The sequence below is a fragment of the Pseudomonas knackmussii B13 genome, from assembly GCF_000689415.1.
In the GTDB taxonomy this organism is placed as follows: domain Bacteria; phylum Pseudomonadota; class Gammaproteobacteria; order Pseudomonadales; family Pseudomonadaceae; genus Pseudomonas; species Pseudomonas knackmussii.
Window position 1 is genome coordinate 3,256,687 of sequence record NZ_HG322950.1, and the last position, 23,705, is coordinate 3,280,391.

Sequence of the window (23,705 nt, forward strand, 5' to 3'; positions counted from 1 at the left end):
GAACGAAGGACACTCCTGATTAGCTTGTAAGAATTTATCGCAACATTAGATCACACTCATTTGCAGTTGCGAAGCATTCCCATTGCATCAGAAGCGATACAAAGCTACCTCCACTCGCCTTCAGGGCCTGGATTCACTGGGCGCCCTGCAGCCATTCCCGCGGGCTGGCACCTACCTTGCGGCGGAATGCACGGGCCAGCGCCGACGGGCTTTCGTAGCCGGTTTCGTCGGCGATCAGCGCCACCGGGCGGCCTTCGCGCAGGCGTTTCTGCGCCAGGCTGACGCGCCAGCCCACCAGGTAATCCGCCGGTGTAGCGCCTATCACCTTGCGGAACAGCGCGGCGAAACTGGCGCGCGACATGTGGCAGGCCTGCGCCAGTTCCTCCACTGACCAACTGCGCGCAGGCTCGTCGTGCATCAGCGTCAGGGCGCGCGCCAGGCGTGGTTCGGCAAGGCCGGCGAGCATGCCGGCGGACAGGCCGCTGGTGGCCATCAGGTGGCGCAGCAGCTGGATCAGCATCAGCTCGAACAGGCGGTTGAGGATGGCGTCTCGGCCGCATTCGGCGCCGAAGGCTTCGGCGAACAGCCAGTCCAGGTTGCCGGCCAGGCTCGGCAATTGCGAAAGCGGCACCAGGCTGTAGCTGGGCAACGCGCGGGTGAGCGGATTGTCCATGCCGCCATCGAAGGCCAGGCTGGCGCAGACCAGTTCGGCGCCATCGGCTTCGTCGGCCTGCAGCTCGTGGCCGTAGGGCCTGGGTACCAGCAGCAGGCTCGGCTCCTCCACGCGGATGCGCTGGCCATCCTCGGTGCGGAAGCTCACCCGGCCCTTGCGCAGCAGGTGCACATGACCCCGCCCCTCGGCCGCAGGGAAGCGCTCCGTGGCGCAGAAGGCGCCGCTGAAATAGGTGCTGGCATGCGCGCTGAAGTGTGTGAGCAAGGTGGACAGGCGATCCATGGGGACGGTCTCCGCTTTAGACGATCTGTCGCATAATCTCGACGATTCGAACCCAAAAGGAAAGTACCGCTGGGCATCATGGCTCCACGCTCAAACGCAACAACCCACTTACCTCCACAGGAGAACCGCCATGAGCCGCATCACCCATCTGTCCCTGGAACAAGCCCCCGAAGCCTCCCGCCCACTGCTGGAAGGCGTGAAGAAAGGCCTCGGCCGGGTCCCCAACCTGTTCGCCACCCTCGCCCACTCTCCGGCCGCGCTGGGCGGCTACCTGGCGCTGAACCAGGCACTGCAGAAATCCTCGCTGAGCGCCGCCGAGCGCGAGGTCGTGGCCCTGGCCGCGTCCCAGGTCAACGCTTGTGACTACTGCCTGGCCGCGCACAGCCTGTTCGCCGGCAAGGCCGGGCTGACCGGCCAGGACATCCGCAGCGCCCGTGACGGCCGGCTCAACGCCGTGGCCACCCTGGCCTGGCAGATCACCGAGAACCGCGGGCAGATCGCCGACGGCTACCTGCAGGCGGCACGCGATGCCGGCCTGAGCGACGCGAAGATCGTCGACATCGTGGCCCAGGTCGCCGCGCTGACCCTGACCAACTACCTGAACAACGTCGCCAGGACCGACCTCGACTTCCCCGCGGTCGAGGCCTGAGCAGGAGCTAACGCCATGAAGCAAGTGAGCCTGTACACCAGCGACCACTGCCCCTATTGCCGCAACGCCAAGGCGCTGCTCGAACGCAAGGGCGTGAAGGCCATCGAATACAACGTCGCCAGCGACCCACAGCTGCTGCGCGAAATGCTGGCCCGCACCGGACGCCGCACCGTGCCGCAGATCTATATCGGCGAGCACCACGTCGGCGGCTTCGACGACCTCGCGGCCCTGGAGCACAAGGGCGAGCTGGATGCGTTGTTGCACTAGCACGATGCCTGGCGGCGGATAACCCCCTCGGGGTTATTCGCCCTACCAAAGCCGCCGCAGGCGGCTCTTAGGCTTCCAGAGAAACATCCACGCACTCCAGACCGCCCCTTACAGGAGGCCGAGCTAATCCAACGCAGAGGAGAACGAAAAAGCGGGCCAAATGGCCCGCTTTTTCGTTGATGCAGGAACCGGCTATTCCGCCAATTCCCCGCACAGGTCCAGGGCGAACCAGCGCTCCGCCTCGGCCACGTCCAGCCCCGCGCCCAACAGGGCGAAGAGCTTGCCGAGGGCTGCTTCGCGGGTCATGCCACCACCGGACACCAGCCCTGCATCGCGCAGGCGGCTGCCGGCGGCGTAGATGTCGAAGACCACGCTGCCTTCATAGCACTGGCTGATCGCCGCGAGCAGCACGCCGCGTTTGCGTGCCGCGCCCAGGGCTTCGAGCAGCGCTTGATTGTCCGACGGGCCGGTGCCGCTGCCGTAGCACTCCAGCAATACAGCCTGAACGCCACTCTTGAGCACGGCGTCGAGTTGCTCGGCCTGCAGGCCGGGGAACAGCGGCTGCACCGCTAAACGCACCGGTTGGCGCGGCTGGTTGTAGCGCAGTTGCTGGGGAATCTGTTCCGCGCGCACGCCGTGGCGGTCACGGTGCGGTTCGCAGAAGGAGTCGAAGGCTTCGCTGTGACGCTTGGTGACCCGTGCGCCGTGCAATTGCTGGCCTCCGAAGAAGACCTGCACGCCGGAGACTTCGCCGCGCCCCAGCGCATCCAGAGCGCCACCGAGGTTGGCCCAGGCATCGCTGCCCGGCGCGCCGGCCGGCAGCATGGAACCGGTCAGTAGGACCGGCACGTCAAGGCCAAGCAGCAGGAAGGACAGCGCGGCCGCGGTGTACGAAAGGGTGTCGGTGCCGTGCAGCACGAGCACGCCGTCATGGCCGCCCTGCTCCACCGCCTCGACGATGGCGTCACGCATGGCCAGCCAATTGGCCTGCTGCATGTTGGCGCTGTCGAGCAGCGGCTGCATTTCCTGCAGGCGCCAGGCGAAGGACGGGGTGCGGCCGCTGTCGGCCAGCCAGCCGCGCATGCGCGCCTCGAAACCGCTCGCCGGGGCCAGGCCTTCGGCGGTCTGCAGCATACCGATGGTGCCGCCGGTATAGAGGACGAAGAGGTTCTGTACTGCACGCATGTCGGGGTCCTGCGGATTCTTGTTATCGGGTACGAGCCGGCCGCGAGGCCGGCTCGTACCTGGCCGTCAGCGGTGCGTCTGCGGCAGGCCTACAGGCTCTTCGCGCTCGGCTTCGGCTTGCTGGCCGGCCGGCCAGGCATTGCGGTCCAGATCGAGGTCGGCGAACTGCGCCGAGTCGAACACCGGCTGATCGATGCCGGCACTGCGCTGAGCATCGTAATCGCGCATCACCCGCAGGCCAACCTTGAACAGCAGCGCCAGGGCCAGCAGGTTGACGAACGCGAGGCAGGTCATGGTGATGTCGGCGAAGGCGAACACGGTGGACAGGTTCTGCACCGAGCCCCAGACGATCAGCGCCAGGACCAGCGCGCGGTAACCGATCAGCACCAGGCGGTTGCGGGTCAGGAACTGCAGGCTGTTCTCGCCCAGGTAGTAGTTGTAGAGGATGCAGGTGAAGACGAAGAGCGACAGGGCGACGCTGACGAACAGGCGGCCCCAGTCACCGACCACCGCGGCCAGGGAGTTCTGGGTCAGGGTGATGCCATCGCCTTCGAAGCCCGGGGTGTAGAAGCCCGAGAGCAGGATCAGCAGCGCGGTGCAGGTGCAGATGACGAAGGTGTCGAGGAACACGCTGAAGGCCTGGACCACACCCTGCGCGGCCGGGTGGCGCACGGCGGCCACGGCGGCGACGTTCGGCGCACTGCCCAGACCCGCTTCGTTGGCGAACACGCCACGCTTCACGCCCATGACGATGGCGCTGCCCAGCAGGCCGCCGAAAGCAGGCTCGAGGCCGAAGGCGCTCTTGAAGATGGTTTCCAGCATGGCCGGGACGTGTTCGATCTGAGTGCCGATCACATACAGGGTCACGCCGATGTAGGCGAGGGTCTTGACCGGTACCAGCAGGTCGGACACCGACGCGATGCGCTTGATGCCGCCAACGAAGACGATGGCCAGCAGCACGGCCAGGGCGATGCCGGTGTGCTGCGGGGCGAAGCCGAAGGCGTTCTGCAGCGAATGGGTCACGGTGTAGGACTGCAGGCCGTTGAAGGCGAAGCCGTAGGTCACCAGCAGCAGGACGGAGAACACCACCGCCATGGTCTTCAGCTTCAGGCCGTGCTCGATGTAGTAGGCCGGACCGCCGCGGTACAGGCCGTCACCGTCGGCGCGCTTGTAGACCTGCGCCAGGGTGCACTCGAAGAAGCTGCTGGACATGCCGACCAGCGCGGTCACCCACATCCAGAACACCGCGCCCGGGCCGCCCAGGGTCACGGCGATGCCGACACCAGCGATGTTGCCCGCGCCGACGCGGCCGGCGAGGCTCAGCATCAGGGCCTGGAAGGAGCTCAGTTGCCCAGCCTGGCCGCGGATCGACTCCTTGAACACACCGAACATGTGGCCGAAGTGGCGGAACTGGACGAAGCGGGAACGCAGCGTGAAGTAGCTGCCGAGTCCGACGATGAGGACGATGAGCACCTTCCCCGAGAGGAAGTCGTTGAGCGCGTCGAGCATGGGGTGTGACCTCGATTCTTGTTCTTCGGATGGGAAGAGAACCGCCCGGTCCCGGGTCGGGCCTGGCGATGGCGGGCAAGGTTGGCCAAGGCAACGGATTGTGACAATTTCGCGTCTTGCTCGGTTTTGATGCGACCTGATGCTAGAATCGCGTCATTCGCATCACCCCCGGACCGTGCCATGTCTGACCATCTGGTCGAGAATCTCAAGCTCGCCTGCAGCCACTACCGCTCAATTTCCGAGGTCTGCCGGCAGTTGCAGATCAACCGCGGGCAGTTCAACAAGTACCTCAACGGGCAGAGCCGCCCCACTCCGTACAACCTCAAGCGCATCGGCGATTTCTTCGGTGTCGAGGACTACGAGCTGGGCCTGCCGCCGGAGCAGTTCGCCCGCCTGATCGGCGCGCGCGGCGCCGTCCGGGCCGCCGCCCAGCGCCAGGATCCGCTGATGGAAATGCTGCGCCCGCTGCGCGAGCAGGCCGGCAATCTGTCGCGCTACTGCGGCTACTACTTCGAATATTCCAACTGCATGTCGGTGCCCGGCTCGATCCTGCTGTCGCTGGTGCACCTGTGGGAGGAAGACGGCAACTTCCTGTTCGAGCGCCAGGAGCGCCAGGAACGCTCCAGCAGCACCAACGTGCAGGCCGAGGATTGGGTGCGCTGCCGCTACCTGGGTGCAGCCTTCCAGCTGCAGGACCGGTTGTTCCTGATCGACTACGAGTCGCTCACGGTCAACGAGATGAGCCAGACCATCCTCATCCCCAGCTTCAAGAGCCGCATCACCCGCCTCAACGGCCTGAAGACCGGCGTCTCCAGCGGCGACCGCCGCACCCCGGCGTGCACCCGCGTGGTCTGGGAGTACCTGGGCCCGGAAATCAACCGCATCAGCGCCTACCGCCAGGTCAAGCTGTACCGCCCGGACGATCCGCGCATCGACGACGACGTCCGCGAACGGCTCGACGTCGGGCCGATCTACAACGGTCTGTTCGAGATCGAGTGAGGCGCGGGGCCGGCAGCGAAGGAGCGCTGCTGGACAATTCACCGACAGTCGGTCGCAAGCCAGCAACTTCGCTGCACCAACACCTACTTCCGCATCAACACCCCGCCCCGCTCGTCGGCCAGCGCCAAGCCGAGCCTGACCGCCAACCGGCCTTTACTAAGCTTCCCAGTTCGCCGTGGAGCGCCTCGGAGTAAGCAGTGGACGCCAGTGGTACGGCCCTTCTCGACAACTGGCCCGAGGACATACCGCATGAGCATCGTGAAAGCGAAAGACGGCACCGAGATTTTCTACAAGGACTGGGGCAGCGGCGCGCCCGTGGTGTTCTCCCACGGCTGGCCACTGACCGGCGACGCCTGGGACGCACAGATGCTGTTCCTGGTGCAGAAGGGTTACCGCGTGATTGCCCACGACCGCCGCGGCCACGGCCGCTCGGCGCAACCTGCTCAGGGCAACGACATGGACACTTACGCCGACGACCTGGCGGCGGTGATCGAAGCGCTGGATCTCAAGGGCGCGACCCTGGTCGGGCACTCCACCGGCGGCGGCGAGGTGACGCACTACATCGGCCGTCACGGCACCAAGCGGGTGGCAGGCGCGGTGCTGATCGGCGCGGTGCCACCGATCATGATCAAGAACGCCGACAACCCCGGCGGCCTGCCGCTGGAGGTGTTCGACGGCATCCGCAAGGGCGTGCGGGAAGATCGCTCGCAGTTCTTCAAGGACCTGGCGCTGCCCTTCTACGGCTACAACCGCCCCGGCGCCAAGGCCTCCCAGGGGGTGATCGACAACTTCTGGCTGCAGGGTATGCTCGGCGGCCACCTTGGCCAGTACCTGTGCATCCACGAGTTTTCCGAGGTCGACTACACCGAGGACCTGCGCAAGATCGACGTGCCGACGCTGATCCTGCACGGCGACGACGACCAGATCGTGCCCATAGACGCGGCCGGCCGGCGCTCTGCCGAGATCGTCCGCAACGCCACCCTGAAGGTCTACAAGGGCGGCTCCCACGGCATGTGCACGACGCAGGCCGACCAGGTCAACGAAGACCTGCTGGCCTTCCTCAACCGCTGACGACGACGGCGGGCGCACGTGGCGCCCGCCCTCCTCTGCCATGTGGCTTAGCGCGAACCCGGAGCGGTCGGCGCGATCTCGCCGCGCTGCCATTGCGCTTCGCGGCTGGCCAGGGCCTGGCTGATGTCGCTCAGCGAATCGGACTTGAGGGTGTCCGGCAGCGGGTCGAGGCCCACGCTGCTGAACACCTGGCCGTAGGCATTGCGCAGCTCGGCGTAGGCCAGGTCGCGCTGCAGGTCGGCCTGGAGGTTGTTCAGCTCGCCCTGGATCAGCTCCAGCTCGCCGATGCCCTGGGCGCTGTGGCGGTTGCGCAGCTCCTGGGTGATCTGCCCGTCGAGGCTGGCCAGCTCTTCGCTGGTCTGGAACTGCCGGCGCGCTTCCTGGTAGTTGGCGTTGGCCACGTAGAGCTGCGCGAGAACCGCCATCGACAGCGCCTGACGGCGTGCGGTGGAGAGCTCTTCGCCGGCCTTGGCGACCTTGATCGCCGCCGGGCCGGACATCACGTTGAACAGGTTCCAGGTCACCTTCACGCCGTAGTCGGCCCAGCTCTGGTTGACCATGTAGCTGTTGCTGTCGTAGTGGCCGCCGGCGGAGAACTCCAGGCCCGGCAGCAGGCGCAGCATGGCCTTCTTGGTCTCGGCGGCGCTGATGCGGGCCTGGTAGTCCTGCTCGCGCAGTTCCGGGCGCGAGGCCAGGGCTTCGCGTTCCAGGCTGTCCATGCCGACCTTCAGTTCCGGCACCGGATAATCGTCAGCCGGCATTGCCAGCTTCAGCTCGGTGCCCGGCGCCAGGTTGATCAGGGTGGCCAGCTCGGTCTTGGCCAGCGACAGCGCTTTACGTTGCTCTTCTAGCTGACGGGTCGCCTCGATCAGCGAGCGCTGGTAGTTCATCGCCTGCACCGGGTCGCCGATGCGCTGGTTGCCCAGTTGCTGGCTGTCCTTGCGGGCCTGGTCGACGCGGCTCATCAGGCCGTCGATGCGGCCCAGCAGTCGCTCGGCGGCAACGGCGCGCCAGTAGGCCGAACGCACGTCCTGGACGATGGTCTGGCGCACCTTGCGCCGGCGTTCTTCGACGATCAGCTTTTGGTCGGCCTGCTGCTTGGCGCTGACGTAGCTGACACCAAAGTCGAGCACGTTCCACACCATGGTCAGGTCGGCGACGTCGCGGTCGCGGTCCTGCGAGGTGGACGGTTCCAGCGACTGCTGGCCGGTTCGCACGGATTTGCTGCTCTCGGCGCTGACGTTGTTGCGCCCGGCGTAGCCGGCCGAAGCGGCCATGCGCGGTAGCATGTCGAAGGTGGCGAGTTCGACCTGGCGCTGCGCCAGGGCCTGCTCCATCACCTTCAGGCGGCCTTCGAGGTTGTACTTGATGGCGCGCGCGGTGGCGTCGTTCAGGGTCAGCGGCGCCTGCAGCGGCTCCTGCGCCTTGAACATCTGCGCCATGTCGTCACGGGCGCGCTGCTCGCTCGCTGCGCGCGTGATCGGATCAGTAGTCACGGCGCAGCCGCTGATGGCCAGCGCCAGCAGGCTGACGCTGAAGAATCGGAAATGCCTGTTCATTGTGTTCGAGCCGCCCCCTGTACGGCTTCGGTTAATCCCTTTCCCCGCCACCCTCAGCTTGCCGGCCGTTCCTGACCGAGTTCGCCAAGAGCCTTCGCCAGGTCCGCGACCTGGCGCTGTTCGCGCTGGTTCATCTCATGCAACTGCTGCCCAAGTCCGGGCGTGGCGAAGGCGCCATGCAGTCCCCCGAAAACATTGCCGCCGCGGTGGTCGAACGCGGACAGCGCTTCGTCCGTCCCTTGCTGGGCAGCGTCGAATACCGACGACAAGCTGCTGGTAGCGAATACCCCGGCATCGCCGCCGCCGAAACCGAGGAAGCCCATCCCTGCCCCATCGCCATGCCCGCTGCTGCTGGCATTGGAGAAGATCAGGGCGAACTGGCTCTGGCTCGGAGCCTCGCGGAACAGGCTGGTGAAGGCCGACTGCGCCTGACCGAGGTTGGAGCTGTCCAGAAGCGGCGGCATACCCAGCACCGGCGGACCGGCGTGTTGTAGCGGTGACGGCACGAACGGCCCATTGCTGGGGCTGCCGCTATTCACGATGACAACCGGGCGCGTACCCTGGTCGGTGCGGAACTGCGGATCGCCGTCACTCAGCGAGCCCTGCACCAGTACCCCGGCGGTGGACGGCAGAGCGCCCAGCTGCAGGCTGGCGGCGTTGCCCACGGCGTCGGACAGGCGTCCGCCGTTGGTGAGGATCTGGTCGCCCAGCTGGATGCCGTCGTTGTCCGTCTGGCCGGCTTGCACGGTATAGGCGAACACCAACTGTTGCGTGCCGGAGCCGGAGACGTAGTTCGCGTATGCGGTACCGCCCTGTGCCAGGGTAATGGCGATGCGCGGCACACCGCCGCTGGTGTCCACCACCACGGCTTCGTTGTAGCCGACGGTGAACTTCAGGCTTTGGCCGACGCTGTAGCGACCGTCGGCCGGCACCTGCACGCCGTTCACCTGCGGGCTGCTGTGGTCCAGCGCATAGGCTGGGCCTTGCAGGCCCTGCTGCAGGGAATTGCCGGCACGGTCCTGCACCTGGTTGTCGGCGCGCAGCGACAGGGTCAGATTGCCGTCGCCGCCGACATTGCCGACGGTGACCCGCCAGGTCTGGTCGTTGAGTCGGGTCACCGAGAGGATCTGCCCGCTGGCCGTGCCCGTGGCCTGCAGGGTGAAGGAAGTCGCCGCCAGTCCGTCGACCCGCTCGGAGAAGCTGACGTCGAAGTCGACCGTCCCGGCGTTGCTCGGCGACGGATTGGCCCGCACGAGGGTGGTGGCCGTGGGTGCGGTGGTGTCGACCAGCACGGAGCTGGTGTCGCGAACGTTACGCAACCCCGCTTGCAGGTCATTGCCCGCGGCGTCGCGGAGGGTACTGCCGTTGCTCTGCAGCGAGAGAATCTGGATCCCGTCGGCGTCGTTGTCGCCCGGCTGGATCTGGTACTGGAACTGCAAGGTAGTTGCGGAACCGGAAACGTAGTCCGCATAGACGGTGCGCCCTCCGATATCCAGTGCCAGGCGCGGTGCGCCGCCGCTGGTATCGAGGGTGATCGGCTCGTCGGTATCGACGGTGAATGTCAGTACCTGGCCGGCCTTGTAGTCGCCCGCGGCGATCGCAGTGACGCTGCTTACCTGCGGCGCACGGGTGTCGACCTGCACGCCCGAGGGATCGGCAACGTTGTTCAGGCCCAGCGCCAGCGCGTTACCGGCGACGTCGTGCAGGCTACCGCCGTTGGCGTCCAGGCCCAGCACGGCGATGCCGTCGGCGTCGTTGTCGCCGGCCTGCACCTGGTATTGGAACACCAGGGCCGAAGTGCCGGAGCCGGAAACGTAGTTGGCATAGACGGTCCGCCCGCCGATATCCAGGGCCAGGCGAGGAACGCCGCCGAGGGTATTGAGGGTGATCGCCTCGCTGGCGTTGACGGTGAAGTCGAGCAACGCGCCAGCCTTGTAGTCGCCTGCCGCCGGCACGCTGACGCTGGCGACGGTCGGCACCGTGGTGTCGACCAGCACGGCTGCGGTGCTGCCCACGCTGTTCAGCGTAGTGACGGCGTCGTTGCCAACCGCATCGCGCAGGCTGCCGCCGTTGGTCTGCAGCGCGCCCACGGTGATGCCGTCGGCATCGTTGTCGCCAGCCTGGACCTGGTACTGGAAGACCAGGGCCGTGCTGCCCGAGCCGGAGACATAGTTGGCGTAGACGGTCCTCGAGCCGATGGTCAGCGCCAGGCGCGGCGTGGCACCCGAGGTGTCGACGGTCACGGCTTCGCTGGCATTGACGGTAAAGCTGAGCAGGTCGCCGGCACGGTAGTAACCGTTGGACGGCACCGCGACCGAGGTCACGTCGGGAGCCGTGTGGTCGAGCGTATAGACCCCGCCCTGCAGGCCGCCGGACACTGGGTTGCCGGCGAGGTCGGTGATGCCCGTGCCGCTGGCATTGAGGTCCAGGCGCAGGGTGCCGTCGCCGCTCACCGAACCGATCAGCACGGTGTAGGTGCGCGCGTCGATCTGGGTGACGGAGCTGATGCTGCCGGCAGCCGTGCCGGTCCCCACCAGGGTGAAGTCGCTGGCGTCCACGCCGCTCACCGCCTCGTCGAAGGTGACGGTGTAGTGCAGCGAGGTGGCGTTGTTGCTCGCCGCCTCGACGCGGGCGATGCCACTGGGGGTCGGCGCTACGCCATCGACCAGCACCCCGGCGGTCGAGCCGACGCTGTTCAGCGTCGTCACCGCAGCGTTGCCGGCCAGGTCGCGCAGCGCGCCACCGTTTAGCTGCACGCTGGAGCCCAGGCTGACGCCATTGCTGTCGACCTGGCCGCTGGCGAGCACCAGACGGAAGGTCAGCGCCGAAGTGCCGGAACCGGCGAGGTACTGGGCACGAACAGTGCCACCCGTATCCAGGGTCACGTCGATGTACGGCGTGCCACCGCTGGTGTCTACCGTAACGTTCTCGCTGTAGTTGACGATGAAGTCGAGGTTGCCGCCCGCCGGGTAGGTACCGTTGGCGGGCACGGAGACGCTGCTCACCGTGGGCGCCACGCCGTCGATGACGATGGCCTTGTTGGCACCCAGCGAACCCGCTGCGCCCGGGCTGGCCAGGGTCAGGATCGCATCGTCGCTGGTGGCGTTGCGGATGGTGGCGCCGTTGAGCGACAGCGCCGAGGTCGAGGCGAAGTCGAGGTCGGCGCTCTGGTCGCCTGCCTGCACCGTGTAGGTGAATATCAGCGTATTGGTGCCATTGCCCGACTGGTAGGTCGCGGTTCGATCGGTAGCACCGGTCTCCAGCAGCAGGGTCGGCGAACCGCCGGAGGTATCGACGTTCACCGCCTGGTCGAAGGTGACAGTGATGGAAATGGTATCGCCGACCTTGTAGGCGCCGTTGGCCGTGGTCGCGCTGACGCTCAGCACCGACGGGTTGACCAGGACGTCGACGGCGTGGGTCGCCGCCGCGCTGGTCTTGCTACCGTCGTTGACCGCGAAACTGATGGTACGGGTCGCGGCATTGGGAGTGCTCGAACCGTTGGAGTAGGTCACCGCCTCCAGCGCATTCTGCCACTGCGCCAAGGTCGCGGTGGCGCCGGCCGAGCTCAGGGTCATCACGCCCGTGCCGACGTTGTAGCTGGCCACGATGTTGCCGAAAAGGGCCGAGTTGCTGTTGGTGAACGCCAGCAAATCCTCCCCACTGTGGAAGTTGCCGGTAATCGCCACCGTGGCAGTGGCAAGGGTGGTGTTGTCCAGGTCGCTGACGGTGATGCCGCTGTCGATCGCGACCGGAGCACCGCCCTTGGTGAAGACGCTGCTGCCGCTGCCGGCGGTGACGATGGGCGTCTGGTCGACGGCGCTGACCGTGATCGTCCGCGTACCGACGTTGCTGCCATCGGTGCCGTCGTTGACCTGGAAGCTGACGGTCCGCGTGGCTGTGTTCGGGGTCACAGCGGTATCGGTGTAGGTCACCGAGCGCAGCGCCGCCTGCCATTGCGCCAGGGTGGCGCTGGCGCCGGCCGAGGTCAGGGTCAGCACCCCGGTCGCCGCATTGAAGCTGGCGGCGATGTTGCCCATGGTGCTGCCGTCGTTGACGAACGACAGCACGTCTTCGCCGGGGTGGAAGTTGCCGGTGATCGAAATCGTGGCGCTGGCCAGGGACGTGTTGTCCAGGTCGCTGATGGTGATACCGCTGTCGATCGCGACGGGCGTGCTGGCGGTGTTGTCGCCGGCGACGAAGGCCGCGCTGCCGCTGTCCACGCCCAACACCGGCGTATCGTTGACCGCCGTGACGCTCACCGTCCGGGTTACCGGTGCACTGTCTTTGCTGCCGTCGTTGACCGAGAACCCGATGCTGCGGTTGCCGGTGTTCGGCGAGTCGGATGTGTCGGTATAGGTCACCGCGCGCAACGCGGCCTGCCATTGCGCCAGGGTGGCGTTGGCGCCGGCTGAGGTGAGGGTCAGGATGCCAGTCGCCGCGTTGTAGCTGCCGACGATGTTGCCCATGGTGCTGCCGTTGTTGGTGAACGACAGCACGTCTTCGCCACTTTGGAAGTTGCCGGTGACGGCGACGGTGGCGCTGGCCAAGGTGCCGTTGTCGAGGTCGCTGACGGTGAGCCCGCCATCGATCACGACGGGCGTACTGGCGGTGTTGTTGGCCTCGGTGACCGCCGCCGTGCCGCCGCTGGCGGTGAGTACTGGCGCATCGTCGACTGCCGTGACGCTGACCGTCCGGGTAGCGGCCGCACTGGTCTTGCTGCCGTCGCTCACGCTGAAACTGACGACGCGACTGGCCGTGCTGGGAGTATCGGAGGCGTTGCCGTAGGTGACCGCGCGCAACGCGGCCTGCCACTGTGCCAAGGTGGCCTGGCCGCCGCTGGAGGTCAGGGTCAGCACGCCGGTCCCGGCATTGTAGCTGGCGACGATGTTGCCCATGGTGCTGCCGTCGTTGCTGAACGCCAGCACGTCTTCGCCGCTATTGAAATTGCCGGTGATGCTGACTGTGGCGCTGGACAGCGTCAGGTTGTCGAGATCGCTGACGGTCAGGCCAGCGTCGATCACCACCGGCGTGCTGGCCACGTTGTCGCCCTCGGTGAAGGCGCTGGTGCCGCCGCTGGTAGCGAGAATCGGCGTCTGGTCGGTGGCGGCCACGGTGACGGTACGCGAGGTCGCGACACTGTCGGCGGCACCGTCGTTGACCGTGAAACTGATGGTCCGGGTGCTGGTGTTCGGCGTTATCGCTGTATCGGTATAGGTCACCGAGCGCAGCGCGGCCTGCCATTGCGCCAGGGTTGCGCTGGCGCTGGCCGAGGTCAGGGTGAGGATGCCGGTCGCCGCGTTGTAGCTGGCGGTGATGTTGCCCATGGTGCTGCCGTTGTTGGTGAACGACAGCACGTCCTCGCCGGAATGGAAATTGCCCGTGATCGCCACGGTGGCGCTGGCCAGCGTGGTGTTGTCGGGATCGGACAGGGTGATGCCGCTATCGATCGCCACCGGCGTGCTGACGCTGTTGTCGCCGGCGACGAAGGCGGCACTGCCGCCGCTGGCGGTGACCAGGGGCGCATCGTTGACCGCGGTCACGCTGACTGTCTTGGTGGCGGCCAGGCTATTGGTGGTGCCGTCGTTGACCGCGAAGCTGACGCTGCGGTCGGCGGTGTTCGGCGCGTCAGCGGTATCGGTATAGGTGACGGAGCGCAGAGCCGCCTGCCATTGCGCCAGGGTTGCGCTGGCGCTGGCCGAGGTCAGTGTCAGGACGCCGGTCGTGGCGTTGTAGCTGGCGAGGATGTTGCCCATGGTGCTGCCGTCATTGCTGAACGCCAGCACGTCCTCGCCGATGTGGAAGTTGCTTGTGATGCTGACCGTGGCCGATGCCAAGGTCGTGTTGTCGAGATCGCTCAGGACCAGACCGGCGTCGATAACCGCGGGAAGGTTTTCGCTCGCCGCTGTGGCGCCGCCGCTGGCGGTGGCGATCGGGGTGTCGTCGACGGAAGTGACGCCTACCGTCCGGGTCGCGGCATTGCCGGTGGCAGTGCCGTCGTTGGCCGCGAAGCTGAGGGTGCGGGTGGCTGTATTAGGCGACTCGGAGCTGTTGGTGTAGGTGACCGCGCGCAGCGCAGCCTGCCATTGCGCCAGCGTCGCCGAGCCGGCCGAGGTCAGGGTCAGCAAACCGGTCGCCGCGTTGTAGCTGCCGACGATATCGCCCATGGTGCTGCCGTCGTTGCTGAACGCCAGCACGTCTTCGGCGCTATGGAAGTTGCCGGTGATGGCGACGGTGGCACTGGACAGCGTTGGGTTGTCGAGATCGTTTACCGTTATGCCGCTGTCGACGACCACCGGAGTGCTGGTGGCGTTGTTGCCTTCGACGAACGCCGTGGTGCCGCCGCTGGTGGTCACTACCGGGGTGTCGTCGGTGCTGGCGACGGTCAGCGTCTTGCTGGTGACGGCGCTGTCGCTGCTGCCATCGTTGACGGTGAAACTGACGGTGCGATTGCCGGTGTCGGGCGTATCCGAGGTGTCGGAATACGTGACCGCGCGCAACGCCGTCTGCCATTGCGCCAAGGTGGCGGACCCGCCGGCGGAGGTCAGCGTCAGCACGCCGGTAGCGCTGTTGTAGCTGCCGACGATGTTGCCCATGGTGCTGCCGTTGTTGGTGAACGACAGCACATCTTCGGCGCTGTGGAAGTTGCCGGTGACGCTGACAGTGGCACTGGCCAGGGAGGTGTTGTCCGGGTCGGACACGGTGAAGCCGCTGTCGACAACCACCGGAGTGCTCACGGTGTTGTTGCCTTCGATGAAGGCAGTGGTGCCGCCGCTGGTGGTATTGGTCGGAGCGATATCCGGACTCCAGCTCGAATCGACCGTACCGGCGCCCGCCGTGGTCAAGTTCTCGTTGCCGGTGTTGGTGCCCGAGCCTGCCGATCCCGTCGCCTGCCCATGCTGCGCTCCCCCACCAGCGCCTCCCTGACCGTAGTTCTGCTGCCCGGAGAGCAGGTTCACGGAGGTGCTGTCGTAATGCAGCGTGCCCTTGTTGAGGATGCCGCCGACGCCGATACCTCCATTGGCACCGGCTACCGAGTAACTGCTGCCCGCCCCGCCACCGCCGGCCCCCAGGTTTTTCGTGATGGAGGTGGTCGCCACATAAAGGGTGGCACCACTGGCGATATAAATACCGCCTGCTGCATTCCCCCCCGTTCCTACGCTAGCGGCCAGCGATGCGCCGGAGCCCGCGCCACCGCCACCGATGTAGCCACTGCCGGCGCTTCCCGCCCTTCCGCCACTCCCGCCGGCGGCAAATCCGGTATTGGCTGCACCACCTGTGCCCCCGCTGGTATTCCCGCCCTTGCCGACGTAATTCACGCCGTTGGAAATACCCACGTAGAAGCCGCCACGTCCACCGACGCCGCTGCCACCGGATTGCCCCGCGTAAGCCGGACTGTAGTTGCCCCCGCGAGCACCACCGACGCCGTTGAACCCTCCGCCGCCCCCGCCACCGTAACCGTAGCCCGCGCCTCCACCGTTGCCGCCACCCCCTGCGGCAGCGTTGGCCGTGACACTCGAATGCGTCAGGGTAACCGTACCGCCCGTGACGGCGAGACCTGCGCCCAGGGCGTCCTTGCCGTTTACCGAGTTGTAGTCACCCCCGTTGCCCGAGAGCAAGCCCCCGGTCAGCACCAGGCCGTCGAGCTTGACGGTGCCGGTGGTGATCACCAGAACGCGGCTGGTCTGGTGCGCATCGATAGTGACGTCGGCCGTGCCATTTCCATCGATATCGCCCTCGATGGTGAGACTCTTGCCGATACTGAGCTGGCCGCTGCTCAGGTTTACCGTCATCGCACTGCTGAAGGTAATGGTGTCGCCAGCCTGGGCGCTGGCAATGGCGTTGCGTAGCGTCCCGGCACCGCTGTCGGCATTGCTGGTCACGGTGATGATCGCCAGGTCGTGGCCATAGGCGGCCTCGGATGCCTGGGAAAGCACGGAGCGGGCTTCGATGTTGCCGGTGGTGACTTCCAGGTCCCAGTCCGAGCCGGCGCCGGTCCGGTCATTCGACGCTGCGACATCGCGCCCAGTAAGGCTCGCCAGCTCATCGACGAAGGTCTGCCCGCGCTCGCCCTGGGCGGTGCTGCAGGCGTAGACGAGGATGTCGCCGCCGGCCTGCATGTTAGCCCCGAGCTGGTTCAGCGAGGCGCCGTAGTCAGCGATGTTCTCCGCACTGACATAGCTGTTGCCCAGCCACAAGTCGCCGGCATTACCGTGGGCGATGATCTGCACTGAAGCGGCACCCGGATGCGCAGCCAGGTACTGCGCCATCTGCTGCACACCGTTGCCGTTGCGGTCGAGGAAGACCACGTCGGTATTCGACGCGACACCCTGCAGCAGTTGCTTGGCATCCTCAACGCGCGAGTCGACGAACACCACGTTGCGTCCACTGCCGGCCTGGGCGCCCTGCCCCGCATCGCTGCTGCGGACGTCGCCAGTGGCGGCGGCATGGCTGCTGTCGCTGTCCTTGCTATGCGTGGCCGCGGCGCCCTTGTCGGCGACGGCATCCTGGGTATCGGTCGGCTTGGCCGCTTCGCCGACGCTCGCGGCAACCGCGCCGTCGAACATCATGCGCGGCTCCAGCGCCATGATCAGCGTCGGCTGCACGTCCGGGGTTTCCTGTTGGCGGCGCACCGTCTCGCCGAACACGCGCTTCATCCATTGCATGGCATGTACCCTTTCGCTCCGGCAACTCGCAGGCCGGCGATGTTATTCAGTTGTTCTTGATGCGAATGACGTTGGCTGCACTGCCGCTGCCGTCTTCCCAGAAGGAAAGCTTGCTGTACTGTTCGAACAGGTCCGGCGGCAGCAGCGTGCGCCGCTCGCGCCGGGCCACCTGCGGACGCACATGGTGCAAGCCGGCCACGCCCAGGGATTCGTCGAAGTCCGGGGCGTCGTAGGACAGGTTGTCGAAGTCGTGTTCGAACCAGGGCGTCGATGAACTGGTAGACCAGGCGTATCACCTGCTCCGGGTTTTGCACCAGCAGGTCATAGTCGATCACCAGCAGCGAATCGGCCTGCTCGCCGTAATAGGCTTCCTTCAGCGCGCTCCAGGCGAATCCGACCAGGCGGTTGCGCTGGGCCAACGTCTCGACACGGCTGTACACCGAATTGCGCTCGCTGGCATCGGCGAACAGCTTGGTGTTCTCGAAGGGATTGGCGCGGAACAGCCGCTCCAGGCTGTCCATGATCCAGGCGACGTTGCGCACGCAGGCGATCACCTTGGACTGCGGGAAGAGTTCGCGCAGGGCTGGCAGATTGGCGCACCACAGGCGGTTGGTGTCGAACACCACCGACTTGTCGGCCTGGTCGGCGTAATAGGAATCGAACAGGCCGCGTAGCAGGTTGCGACGCTGCTCATGGGTGATCAGAGGCGCGAATTCGCTGCCGGCGCTGCAGTGCTCGCGCACGCTGCTGAAGAGTCCTCCCACTGGGCTCGACATGCCGGCGTGGAAGCGCGGGTTCTGCAGGAGGATAGCCGCCAGAAGGGTACTGCCGGAACGCGGCAAACCGGAAATGAAGTGGAATCCTGGCATCCTTGCGACACTACCCACTGGCACAATGCAATTAGCGCATGCTAAGTCAGCTAGGAATTTTCGTACAGTGCAATGCGCATAGTCATCGAAATATTCCGAAAACTTCTTCTGGCAAAAAAAGCCCGCTAGAGTGGCCCCCGGCCGGAGCGCCAGGCAGTACCGGTCCCATCACGCATAACAACGAAAGGACACAGCATGGAAGTATTCATCGGCACCATCATTCCGTTCGGCTTCAACTTCGCGCCCAGGGGGTGGGCAACCTGTTCGGGCCAGTTGCTACCCATCTCCCAGTACTCGGCCGTCTTTGCGCTGCTGGGCACCATGTACGGCGGCAATGGCCAGACCAACTTCGGCCTCCCCGACTTGCGTGGACGCACCCCGTTGAGCTATGGCCAGGGCCTTGGCCTGAGCAACTATGAGCTGGGCCAGGTCGGCGGCACGGAGAGCGTCACCCTGCTCTCCAGCAACCTGCCCCCGCACAGCCTCAACGTAAACGTGCAACTCGCCACTACCGCCAGTTCCCCTGCAAGTGTCCCCAGCAGCGCCAATAGCTATCTGGGCGCATCAGGCGGCGGCCAAGGAACAGCAACCATCTATTCCGACGCCCAGGGCGCAAACCCGGTCACGCTGAAGGGCGCCAGCGCAACCTTCACCGGCGGCGGCGTGCCGGTGTCGATCCAAAGCCCCTTCCTGGCGCTGAACTTCTGCATCTGCCTGGAAGGCATCTTCCCTTCGCGCGACTGACCACGAGCCGGCGCCTGGCACACAGGCGCCGTTTCCGGAGCCTCACATGCTGGACCTGCTACACAGCGATCACTTCCGAGCCTTTCTCGACCAGTCCCTGACGCTGCAACTGCCTGACGGCAACACGCTGCCCATCGTGATCGACACGGTGACCCAGGCACCGCGTTCAGCCGTGCCCGGCAGCACTCGAATACCGTTCTGCGTGACCCTGCATAGTTCGGACCCCACCGACTTCGTGGATGGCCTCTGTTGCCTCGACCTACCCGGCACCGGCGCGATCCGCGACCTGTTCGTCACGCGCAACCCGCCGCTGGGACGCGACCCCAACCTGGCCTACTACAGCATCATTTTCAACTGAGCGGCGGACGCAGCGCCTCCGGCCACCACACCAGGCGCTCGGCCGCGATGTCACGCTGCTGCACTTCGAAACCCAGTTGCAGATACTGGCGCCGAGCCCCCTGGTTGCTGGCCCATACCACCGTGGTCAGTGCGCAACCGGCCTGCTCGGCGGCCTGCTGCAGGCCACGGATGATGGTGCTGCCGAAGCCCAGCCCGCGGGCTTCGGGCAGGAATGCAAGATAGAGGAGGCGTATTTCGCCCACCCCCGCCACGAAGACCAGCTCGCCAATGCGTGTGTCGATCCGCTCGATCACGTAGTGCTGGGCATCGGGAAACTGCTCGCCCAGCCCCGCCGCCTGGACTTGGAACTGTTGCTGGACGATGGTCTCGATGAGGTCCTGCTCACCATCGATCAACTGCAGTTCAGGTCGGGCCGAGCGATACAAGGCCTCGAGAAAGGCCTGGTCGGATGCCCGCGCAGGGCGCAGGCCAAGACCGCTGGAATGGAAATTGAGCATCGTCCGTTCTCCTAGAAACCGCTCTCGCGCACCCCGATCGCCGCCATCCGCCGCAGGAAACCGCCGATGATCGACTCGCTGCGCCCCTGTAGCGTGACCATGCCGCGCACCGCCTGCGCCGGCGCCGCAGCATCGTCCAGCACTTCCAGGCGCGCGCCGTACTGGGCGTGCTCGGGAATCGCGCGCTGTTCGATATCGCGGCGCACGGCCAGCGGGCCGCCGTTGTCCGAGGCCAGCAACGGCAAGGCCAGTGCCGCGCTGCTGGCGGTGTCCAGCTCGATCAGGCGCACCGCCAGCGCCGGCGAGCCGGGCTGTTCGGCAACGAAGTGGCCCTCGTCGCCCGGGTTCAGGCGTGCCAGCGCCTGCTGCTCGACGTAGCCACGCAGCTTGGGCTTCTGGGTGCCAACCACGCGCAGCAGCACGCGCTCCGACGACAGCCACTCGCCGGCCCGCAGGTCGGCGCCCAGGTCGCGCACCACGCCGTCTTGCCCGGCGCGCAGTTGCAGGCGCTCGCGCTGCGCGGCAAGGCCACGGTAATCGGCCAATTGCTGCGCCAGCTGGCTTTCCAGCACGCCGGCATCGGCCACCGTCTGCTGATTGGCGGTGGCCCGCGCGATCTGCAGCTGCAGCGCGCGGATTTCACTGCCGGCGATGCGCAGGTGGGCGTCCACGTCCGGCGACTCCAGGGCCAGCAGCAGATCGCCCGCCTTCACCGCCTGACCTTCGCGCACCATCACTTGCGCGACTCGCGCGCCGACCGGCGTATGCACCTCGCTCATCTGCGATGCCTCCAGCACCGCCGGCACTTCCACCGAGGTGCGCCAAGGCACCAGCAGGACCAGCAGCACCAGCGCGCCGACAGCCAGGGTCGGTAGCGCCTTGCGCGGCTCGGCGTGCTCGCGGTACTTCCACCAGAACTGCAGCTCGCGCCACACCGGCAAGGCGATGAACCAGCCCAGCTCGACCAGCATCAGGCCAATGCCCAGCACCTTGAAGAACAGGTGGTAGACCGCCAGGGCGATGCCGAAGAACAGTGCCGCGCGCCAGACCCAGGAGGCATAGCCCCACAGCAGCAGGCGCCGCTGCAGGCGCGGCGGCCAGGGCTCGGGCATCGGCGCGCCGTAGCCGAACAGCAGCTCGCGCAGGCGCCAGCGGCACAGGGCGAAGGCGCGGCCCTGCAGGTTGTCGACGGCGAGCAGGTCGCTGAGCAGGAAGTAGCCGTCGAAGCGCATCAACGGGTTGAGGTTGATCACCAGGGTGGTCAGCCAGGTGGCGCTGGCCAGCAGGAAGGCCGCCGTGCGCAAGGGGCCGTCGGCGAGCAGCGACCATGCCAGCAGCGCGACGCAGGCCAGGAGCATCTCCGCCAGCACGCCGCCGGCGCCGATCAGCAGGCGACTGCGGCGGCCGCTGACGCGCCAGGCATCGGACACGTCGGTGTAGAACATCGGCACCAGCACCACGAAGGCCAGGCCCATGCTGTGCACCCGGCAGCCGGCGAGCTTGGCCATGTAGGCATGGCCAAGCTCGTGGCAGAGCTTGGCGAACCACAGCGCCACGCCGAATGCCGCGGCCCCGGACCAACTGAACAGGTAGGAGAAGCTGCCGATGAAGCGGTCCCAGTCGCGCGCCACCAGGAACAGCCCCAGGCTCAGCACCAGCGGCAGGCCAACGGTGAGCAAGGTGCGCCCATTGCGCGCCAGCCAGGGCCAGGTGCGATTGAGGAAGGGATCGGGGCGCCACAGCGGGATGCGGAAGAACAGGTATTGGTGCAGCGCCTTCTGCCACAGGCTGTGCTGGCGCATCTGCGCCTTGGCGGCATAGCTGGCGCGCTGCTCGGCGTCGCTCGGGGCGATCAGGTCGTGCTCGCGCAGAAAACGCAGCAGTTGCTCCAACTCGGTCTCGCCCAGCGCTCGTCCACCGCCCGCGTTGGCCGCCGCCAGCACCGCCGCGCCCTCGCCCCGGCTCCATTGGCGCAGCAGGCGCACGGCGGCCTCGCCCAGCTTGAAGTAGCGGCCGCGCAAAGGGTCGTTGAGGACCCACTGCGGCGCGCCATCGAAGGTCGGCGCGGCTTCGGAGAGCTGCAGGTCGTCGCGCAGCACTGGCAGGCTCATGTCAGAGCCCCAGGGTCTGGCGCAGCGCGGTCAGCGGCCGGCGCAGCAGGTAATAGGCAAGGGGCGCACGCGCGCCATAGAGCTTGGCCGTACCGCGCAAACCGATGCGCGGCGACTCGCCTCCGAAGCCGGCCACCAGGCTGTAGGCCAGGCCGCCGGAGGGAACCGGCTCGGCCTGGTAGCCGATGCGTTCGAGCTGCGCCGGGACCGAGGTCAGCGGCTGGTTGTCGAGGAACAGCGCCACGTCGGCACCCGGCTCCAGGCTCATGACGCCGCCCACCGGCAGCTCGATGCGCAACTCGGCGCGCTGCGGATCAGCGATTTCCATCAGCCGTTCGCCGGTGCGTACCGGTTTGCCGGTCCAGCGCTCGGCGTCGGCGAATACCGCGATGCCGTCCTGCTCGGCGCGCACTTCACTGCGTTGCAGCAGGTCCCTGGCGTAGTCGCGCTCAGCGCGCTTCTGCTCGACGCGCGCGGCCAGCAGGTCGAGGCGCGCGGCCGACTCCGCATCCTGGAAGGCGCGCTGGGTATTGGCCTTGAGCTCCGCCTCGGCCACCGCAAGGGCGCGTTCGGCGACGTCGGCCTGGGCCTTCAGCGTGGTGGCGTCGAAGCGCACCAGCAGATCGCCGCGCTTTACCGCCTGGTTCGGTCGGACTTCCACCTTCGCGATCACACCGTCCAGCGGCGCGGCTATCACCATGCCGCCCTTGGGCACCACTTCCGCCGGCGCCAGCGCGGACTGGCGGATCGGTAGCAACAGCAGCAGCACAGCGCCGCCAAGCACCATCGCCACACGCCGCTTCGGCCAGCGCAGGCGCCACGGCAGGCGCGGCTGCAGGGCGCACCAGGCGTGGGCGTAGGTCTCGCCCAGCTCGCCGAGCAGGGTCTTCTCGGCCGTGTTCCAGGGTTGCTGGCGCGCCAGCCAGAGCCCGCCGAAGCGCACGCCGGCACGGTCTTTAAGAGGTACCCAGAAGGCCTGCGGCACGCTCAGTTCCAGCAGGTCCTGGCGGGTCGACTCGCTGAACTGCGCGCTGTCCACGACATGCGGCTGATCCAGCGCATCGCCCTGGTCCAGCTCGCTGCAGGCACGCTCGATGAAGGAAACGAAAGGTGCATTGGGCTCGACCACGCTGACGCCGGTCAGCGCGCGGACCTTGCCGGCGATGACCAGCGCGGCATGGCGGAAGCCGAACAGCGCCTGGCCGTCGTTGACCATGGCGAAGCCCAGCCGCTCGATGCTGTCGGCCGCGCGCGCCTGGCGCTGCACGGCGATGAACTGGGCGAAGGCGACCTCGCTGCCGGCAGCGGGTGCGTTCATGGCTGCTCCGCGAACCGCGCGGTGCCGCTCATGCCCGCCACCAGCCCGGCGTCGGCCGGCACGCTGGCGATCAACAGGAGGGTCTGGCTGGCCTCATCGATGCGTGCGCCCAGGCGCTTGACCTCGACCTGCAGCGTCTTGCCGGTTTCATCCGGAACGAAATTGAACTGCTGGCCCGGTTTGAGCCGCGACAGCCAGCGCGACGGCACCAACAGGCGGATTTCCAGGCTGCGGTTGTCGACGATCTCCAGCAGCGGCGCGCCGCTGGCGACGCTCTCGAACGGCTGCGCCTTGCGCTGCACGACTTGGCCGTCGTACGGCGCCTGCACGGCGCAGCGGCGCACCTGCACCTGGTAGACCTGGGCCTGGGCCTGGGCTTCGGCCTGCTTGGCCTCGGCCAGGGCAACCTCGAAGCGGCCGACGGAATTCAGCGACGCCAGCTGGCGGTTGTGCGCCAGCTCCTCGCTGGCCGCGCGCACACCGGACTGGGCGGCGTTCAGCTGGGCCTGGTAGGCCGAGCAGTCGAAGCGCACCAGCACATCGCCCTTGTGGAAGGCCTGGCCTTCGCTGAATGGCATTTCGAGGATGCGCCCGGCCAGTTCGCTGGACAGCATCGCCTGCTCACGGGCATGCAACACGCCGCGCACCTCGCGCGAATCGTTGGTCGACGCGCTCGACGCCGCCACCGGCAACAACGGGTCCGCCACCGGCTCCTGCGCCGCCTGCAGACTGCCCACGATCCCCATGGCGACCAGCGCCGTCCAGCACACACCCCTAACCATCGTCCATCCCTCTGACAGAATGGCGCGCAGTCTAAGGGAGAGCCGGCTTGTAGGAAACGGACTTCGTCAGATCATTTGGCCATCACGCTGGCAGTCCGTCGGTTCGTTCGAATCCTGCGCACTGGATGCAGTCATCCGCAGACCAGTCAGCGGCAGGAGAAATCGAC

At 66.8% G+C, this 23,705-nt stretch carries 15 protein-coding genes and 1 pseudogene; 6 read left to right on the forward strand and 10 right to left on the reverse strand.

Features of this window, described 5'->3' with window-relative positions:
• Nucleotides 1–133 precede the first annotated feature (133 nt).
• A complete protein-coding gene (locus PKB_RS15200) occupies nt 134–955 on the reverse strand; it encodes an AraC family transcriptional regulator (RefSeq protein WP_043253000.1) in 822 nt (273 codons plus the stop codon).
• Between the two features lie 130 nt (nt 956–1,085).
• On the opposite strand from PKB_RS15200, the gene PKB_RS15205 reads away from it, so the two are divergent.
• Nucleotides 1,086–1,604: a carboxymuconolactone decarboxylase family protein gene (locus PKB_RS15205; protein WP_043253002.1), complete on the forward strand. Its 519-nt coding sequence runs from the start codon at nt 1,086–1,088 to the stop codon at nt 1,602–1,604.
• A 15-nt stretch (nt 1,605–1,619) separates the two neighbouring features.
• Nucleotides 1,620–1,871, forward strand: coding sequence for a glutaredoxin 3 (gene grxC / locus PKB_RS15210; protein ID WP_043253004.1), 252 nt, complete (start codon nt 1,620–1,622; stop codon nt 1,869–1,871).
• Between the two features lie 192 nt (nt 1,872–2,063).
• Here the strand turns inward: grxC and PKB_RS15215 are convergent, their stop codons facing one another.
• A complete protein-coding gene (locus tag PKB_RS15215) occupies nt 2,064–3,056 on the reverse strand; it encodes an asparaginase (protein WP_043253006.1) in 993 nt (330 codons plus the stop codon).
• Nucleotides 3,057–3,122: 66 nt separating this feature from the next.
• Nucleotides 3,123–4,565 (reverse strand): alanine/glycine:cation symporter family protein, encoded by a 1,443-nt coding sequence (locus tag PKB_RS15220; RefSeq protein ID WP_043253008.1) that lies wholly within the window; start codon nt 4,563–4,565, stop codon nt 3,123–3,125.
• Between the two features lie 180 nt (nt 4,566–4,745).
• On the opposite strand from PKB_RS15220, the gene PKB_RS15225 reads away from it, so the two are divergent.
• Both PKB_RS15225 and PKB_RS15230 read left to right on the forward strand, forming a co-directional pair.
• Nucleotides 4,746–5,564, forward strand: a complete 819-nt coding sequence (locus PKB_RS15225; protein WP_043253009.1) for a helix-turn-helix domain-containing protein — start codon at nt 4,746–4,748, stop codon at nt 5,562–5,564.
• Nucleotides 5,565–5,813: 249 nt separating this feature from the next.
• Entirely contained in the window at nt 5,814–6,635 is an 822-nt protein-coding gene (locus tag PKB_RS15230) for an alpha/beta fold hydrolase (RefSeq protein ID WP_043253010.1), read from the forward strand.
• 47 nt (nt 6,636–6,682) lie between these two features.
• On the opposite strand, the gene PKB_RS15235 is transcribed toward PKB_RS15230, so the two are convergent.
• From PKB_RS15235 to PKB_RS15245, 3 genes and pseudogenes are all read right to left on the reverse strand, one after another.
• Entirely contained in the window at nt 6,683–8,194 is a 1,512-nt protein-coding gene (locus PKB_RS15235) for a TolC family protein (RefSeq protein ID WP_043253011.1), read from the reverse strand.
• Between the two features lie 53 nt (nt 8,195–8,247).
• Nucleotides 8,248–16,857: a DUF4347 domain-containing protein gene (locus PKB_RS15240; RefSeq protein WP_084166655.1), complete on the reverse strand. Its 8,610-nt coding sequence runs from the start codon at nt 16,855–16,857 to the stop codon at nt 8,248–8,250.
• Between the two features lie 46 nt (nt 16,858–16,903).
• Nucleotides 16,904–17,726: pseudogene (locus tag PKB_RS15245) on the reverse strand (sulfotransferase family protein).
• A 195-nt stretch (nt 17,727–17,921) separates the two neighbouring features.
• Here PKB_RS15245 and PKB_RS15250 point away from each other — a divergent pair.
• Both PKB_RS15250 and PKB_RS15255 read left to right on the forward strand, forming a co-directional pair.
• Nucleotides 17,922–18,470: a phage tail protein gene (locus PKB_RS15250; protein WP_043253012.1), complete on the forward strand. Its 549-nt coding sequence runs from the start codon at nt 17,922–17,924 to the stop codon at nt 18,468–18,470.
• Between the two features lie 46 nt (nt 18,471–18,516).
• Nucleotides 18,517–18,828, forward strand: coding sequence for a DUF6916 family protein (locus tag PKB_RS15255; protein WP_043253013.1), 312 nt, complete (start codon nt 18,517–18,519; stop codon nt 18,826–18,828).
• Here the strand turns inward: PKB_RS15255 and PKB_RS15260 are convergent.
• The 4 genes from PKB_RS15260 to PKB_RS15275 are packed head-to-tail and all read right to left on the reverse strand — an operon-like array spanning nt 18,821 to nt 23,538.
• Complete coding sequence (locus PKB_RS15260; protein WP_043253016.1) at nt 18,821–19,327, reverse strand: GNAT family N-acetyltransferase; 507 nt, start codon at nt 19,325–19,327, stop codon at nt 18,821–18,823. The genes PKB_RS15255 and PKB_RS15260 overlap by 8 nt on opposite strands.
• An 11-nt stretch (nt 19,328–19,338) precedes the next feature.
• Nucleotides 19,339–21,438: a biotin/lipoyl-binding protein gene (locus PKB_RS15265; RefSeq protein WP_043253019.1), complete on the reverse strand. Its 2,100-nt coding sequence runs from the start codon at nt 21,436–21,438 to the stop codon at nt 19,339–19,341.
• Between the two features lies 1 nt (nt 21,439).
• Entirely contained in the window at nt 21,440–22,756 is a 1,317-nt protein-coding gene (locus PKB_RS15270; protein ID WP_043253021.1) for an efflux RND transporter periplasmic adaptor subunit, read from the reverse strand.
• Nucleotides 22,753–23,538 (reverse strand): efflux RND transporter periplasmic adaptor subunit, encoded by a 786-nt coding sequence (locus PKB_RS15275; RefSeq protein WP_043253024.1) that lies wholly within the window; start codon nt 23,536–23,538, stop codon nt 22,753–22,755. The genes PKB_RS15270 and PKB_RS15275 overlap by 4 nt, the downstream gene beginning before the upstream one ends.
• Nucleotides 23,539–23,705 lie beyond the last annotated feature (167 nt).

Coding starts and splice junctions, on each gene's coding strand:
- PKB_RS15200 (WP_043253000.1), bottom strand. CDS start 955: ATGGATCGCCTGTCCACCTTGCTCACACACTTCAGCGCGCATGCCAGC.
- PKB_RS15205 (WP_043253002.1), top strand. CDS start 1,086: ATGAGCCGCATCACCCATCTGTCCCTGGAACAAGCCCCCGAAGCCTCC.
- grxC (WP_043253004.1), top strand. CDS start 1,620: ATGAAGCAAGTGAGCCTGTACACCAGCGACCACTGCCCCTATTGCCGC.
- PKB_RS15215 (WP_043253006.1), bottom strand. CDS start 3,056: ATGCGTGCAGTACAGAACCTCTTCGTCCTCTATACCGGCGGCACCATC.
- PKB_RS15220 (WP_043253008.1), bottom strand. CDS start 4,565: ATGCTCGACGCGCTCAACGACTTCCTCTCGGGGAAGGTGCTCATCGTC.
- PKB_RS15225 (WP_043253009.1), top strand. CDS start 4,746: ATGTCTGACCATCTGGTCGAGAATCTCAAGCTCGCCTGCAGCCACTAC.
- PKB_RS15230 (WP_043253010.1), top strand. CDS start 5,814: ATGAGCATCGTGAAAGCGAAAGACGGCACCGAGATTTTCTACAAGGAC.
- PKB_RS15235 (WP_043253011.1), bottom strand. CDS start 8,194: ATGAACAGGCATTTCCGATTCTTCAGCGTCAGCCTGCTGGCGCTGGCC.
- PKB_RS15240 (WP_084166655.1), bottom strand. CDS start 16,857: ATGCAATGGATGAAGCGCGTGTTCGGCGAGACGGTGCGCCGCCAACAG.
- PKB_RS15250 (WP_043253012.1), top strand. CDS start 17,922: ATGGAAGTATTCATCGGCACCATCATTCCGTTCGGCTTCAACTTCGCG.
- PKB_RS15255 (WP_043253013.1), top strand. CDS start 18,517: ATGCTGGACCTGCTACACAGCGATCACTTCCGAGCCTTTCTCGACCAG.
- PKB_RS15260 (WP_043253016.1), bottom strand. CDS start 19,327: ATGCTCAATTTCCATTCCAGCGGTCTTGGCCTGCGCCCTGCGCGGGCA.
- PKB_RS15265 (WP_043253019.1), bottom strand. CDS start 21,438: ATGAGCCTGCCAGTGCTGCGCGACGACCTGCAGCTCTCCGAAGCCGCG.
- PKB_RS15270 (WP_043253021.1), bottom strand. CDS start 22,756: ATGAACGCACCCGCTGCCGGCAGCGAGGTCGCCTTCGCCCAGTTCATC.
- PKB_RS15275 (WP_043253024.1), bottom strand. CDS start 23,538: ATGGTTAGGGGTGTGTGCTGGACGGCGCTGGTCGCCATGGGGATCGTG.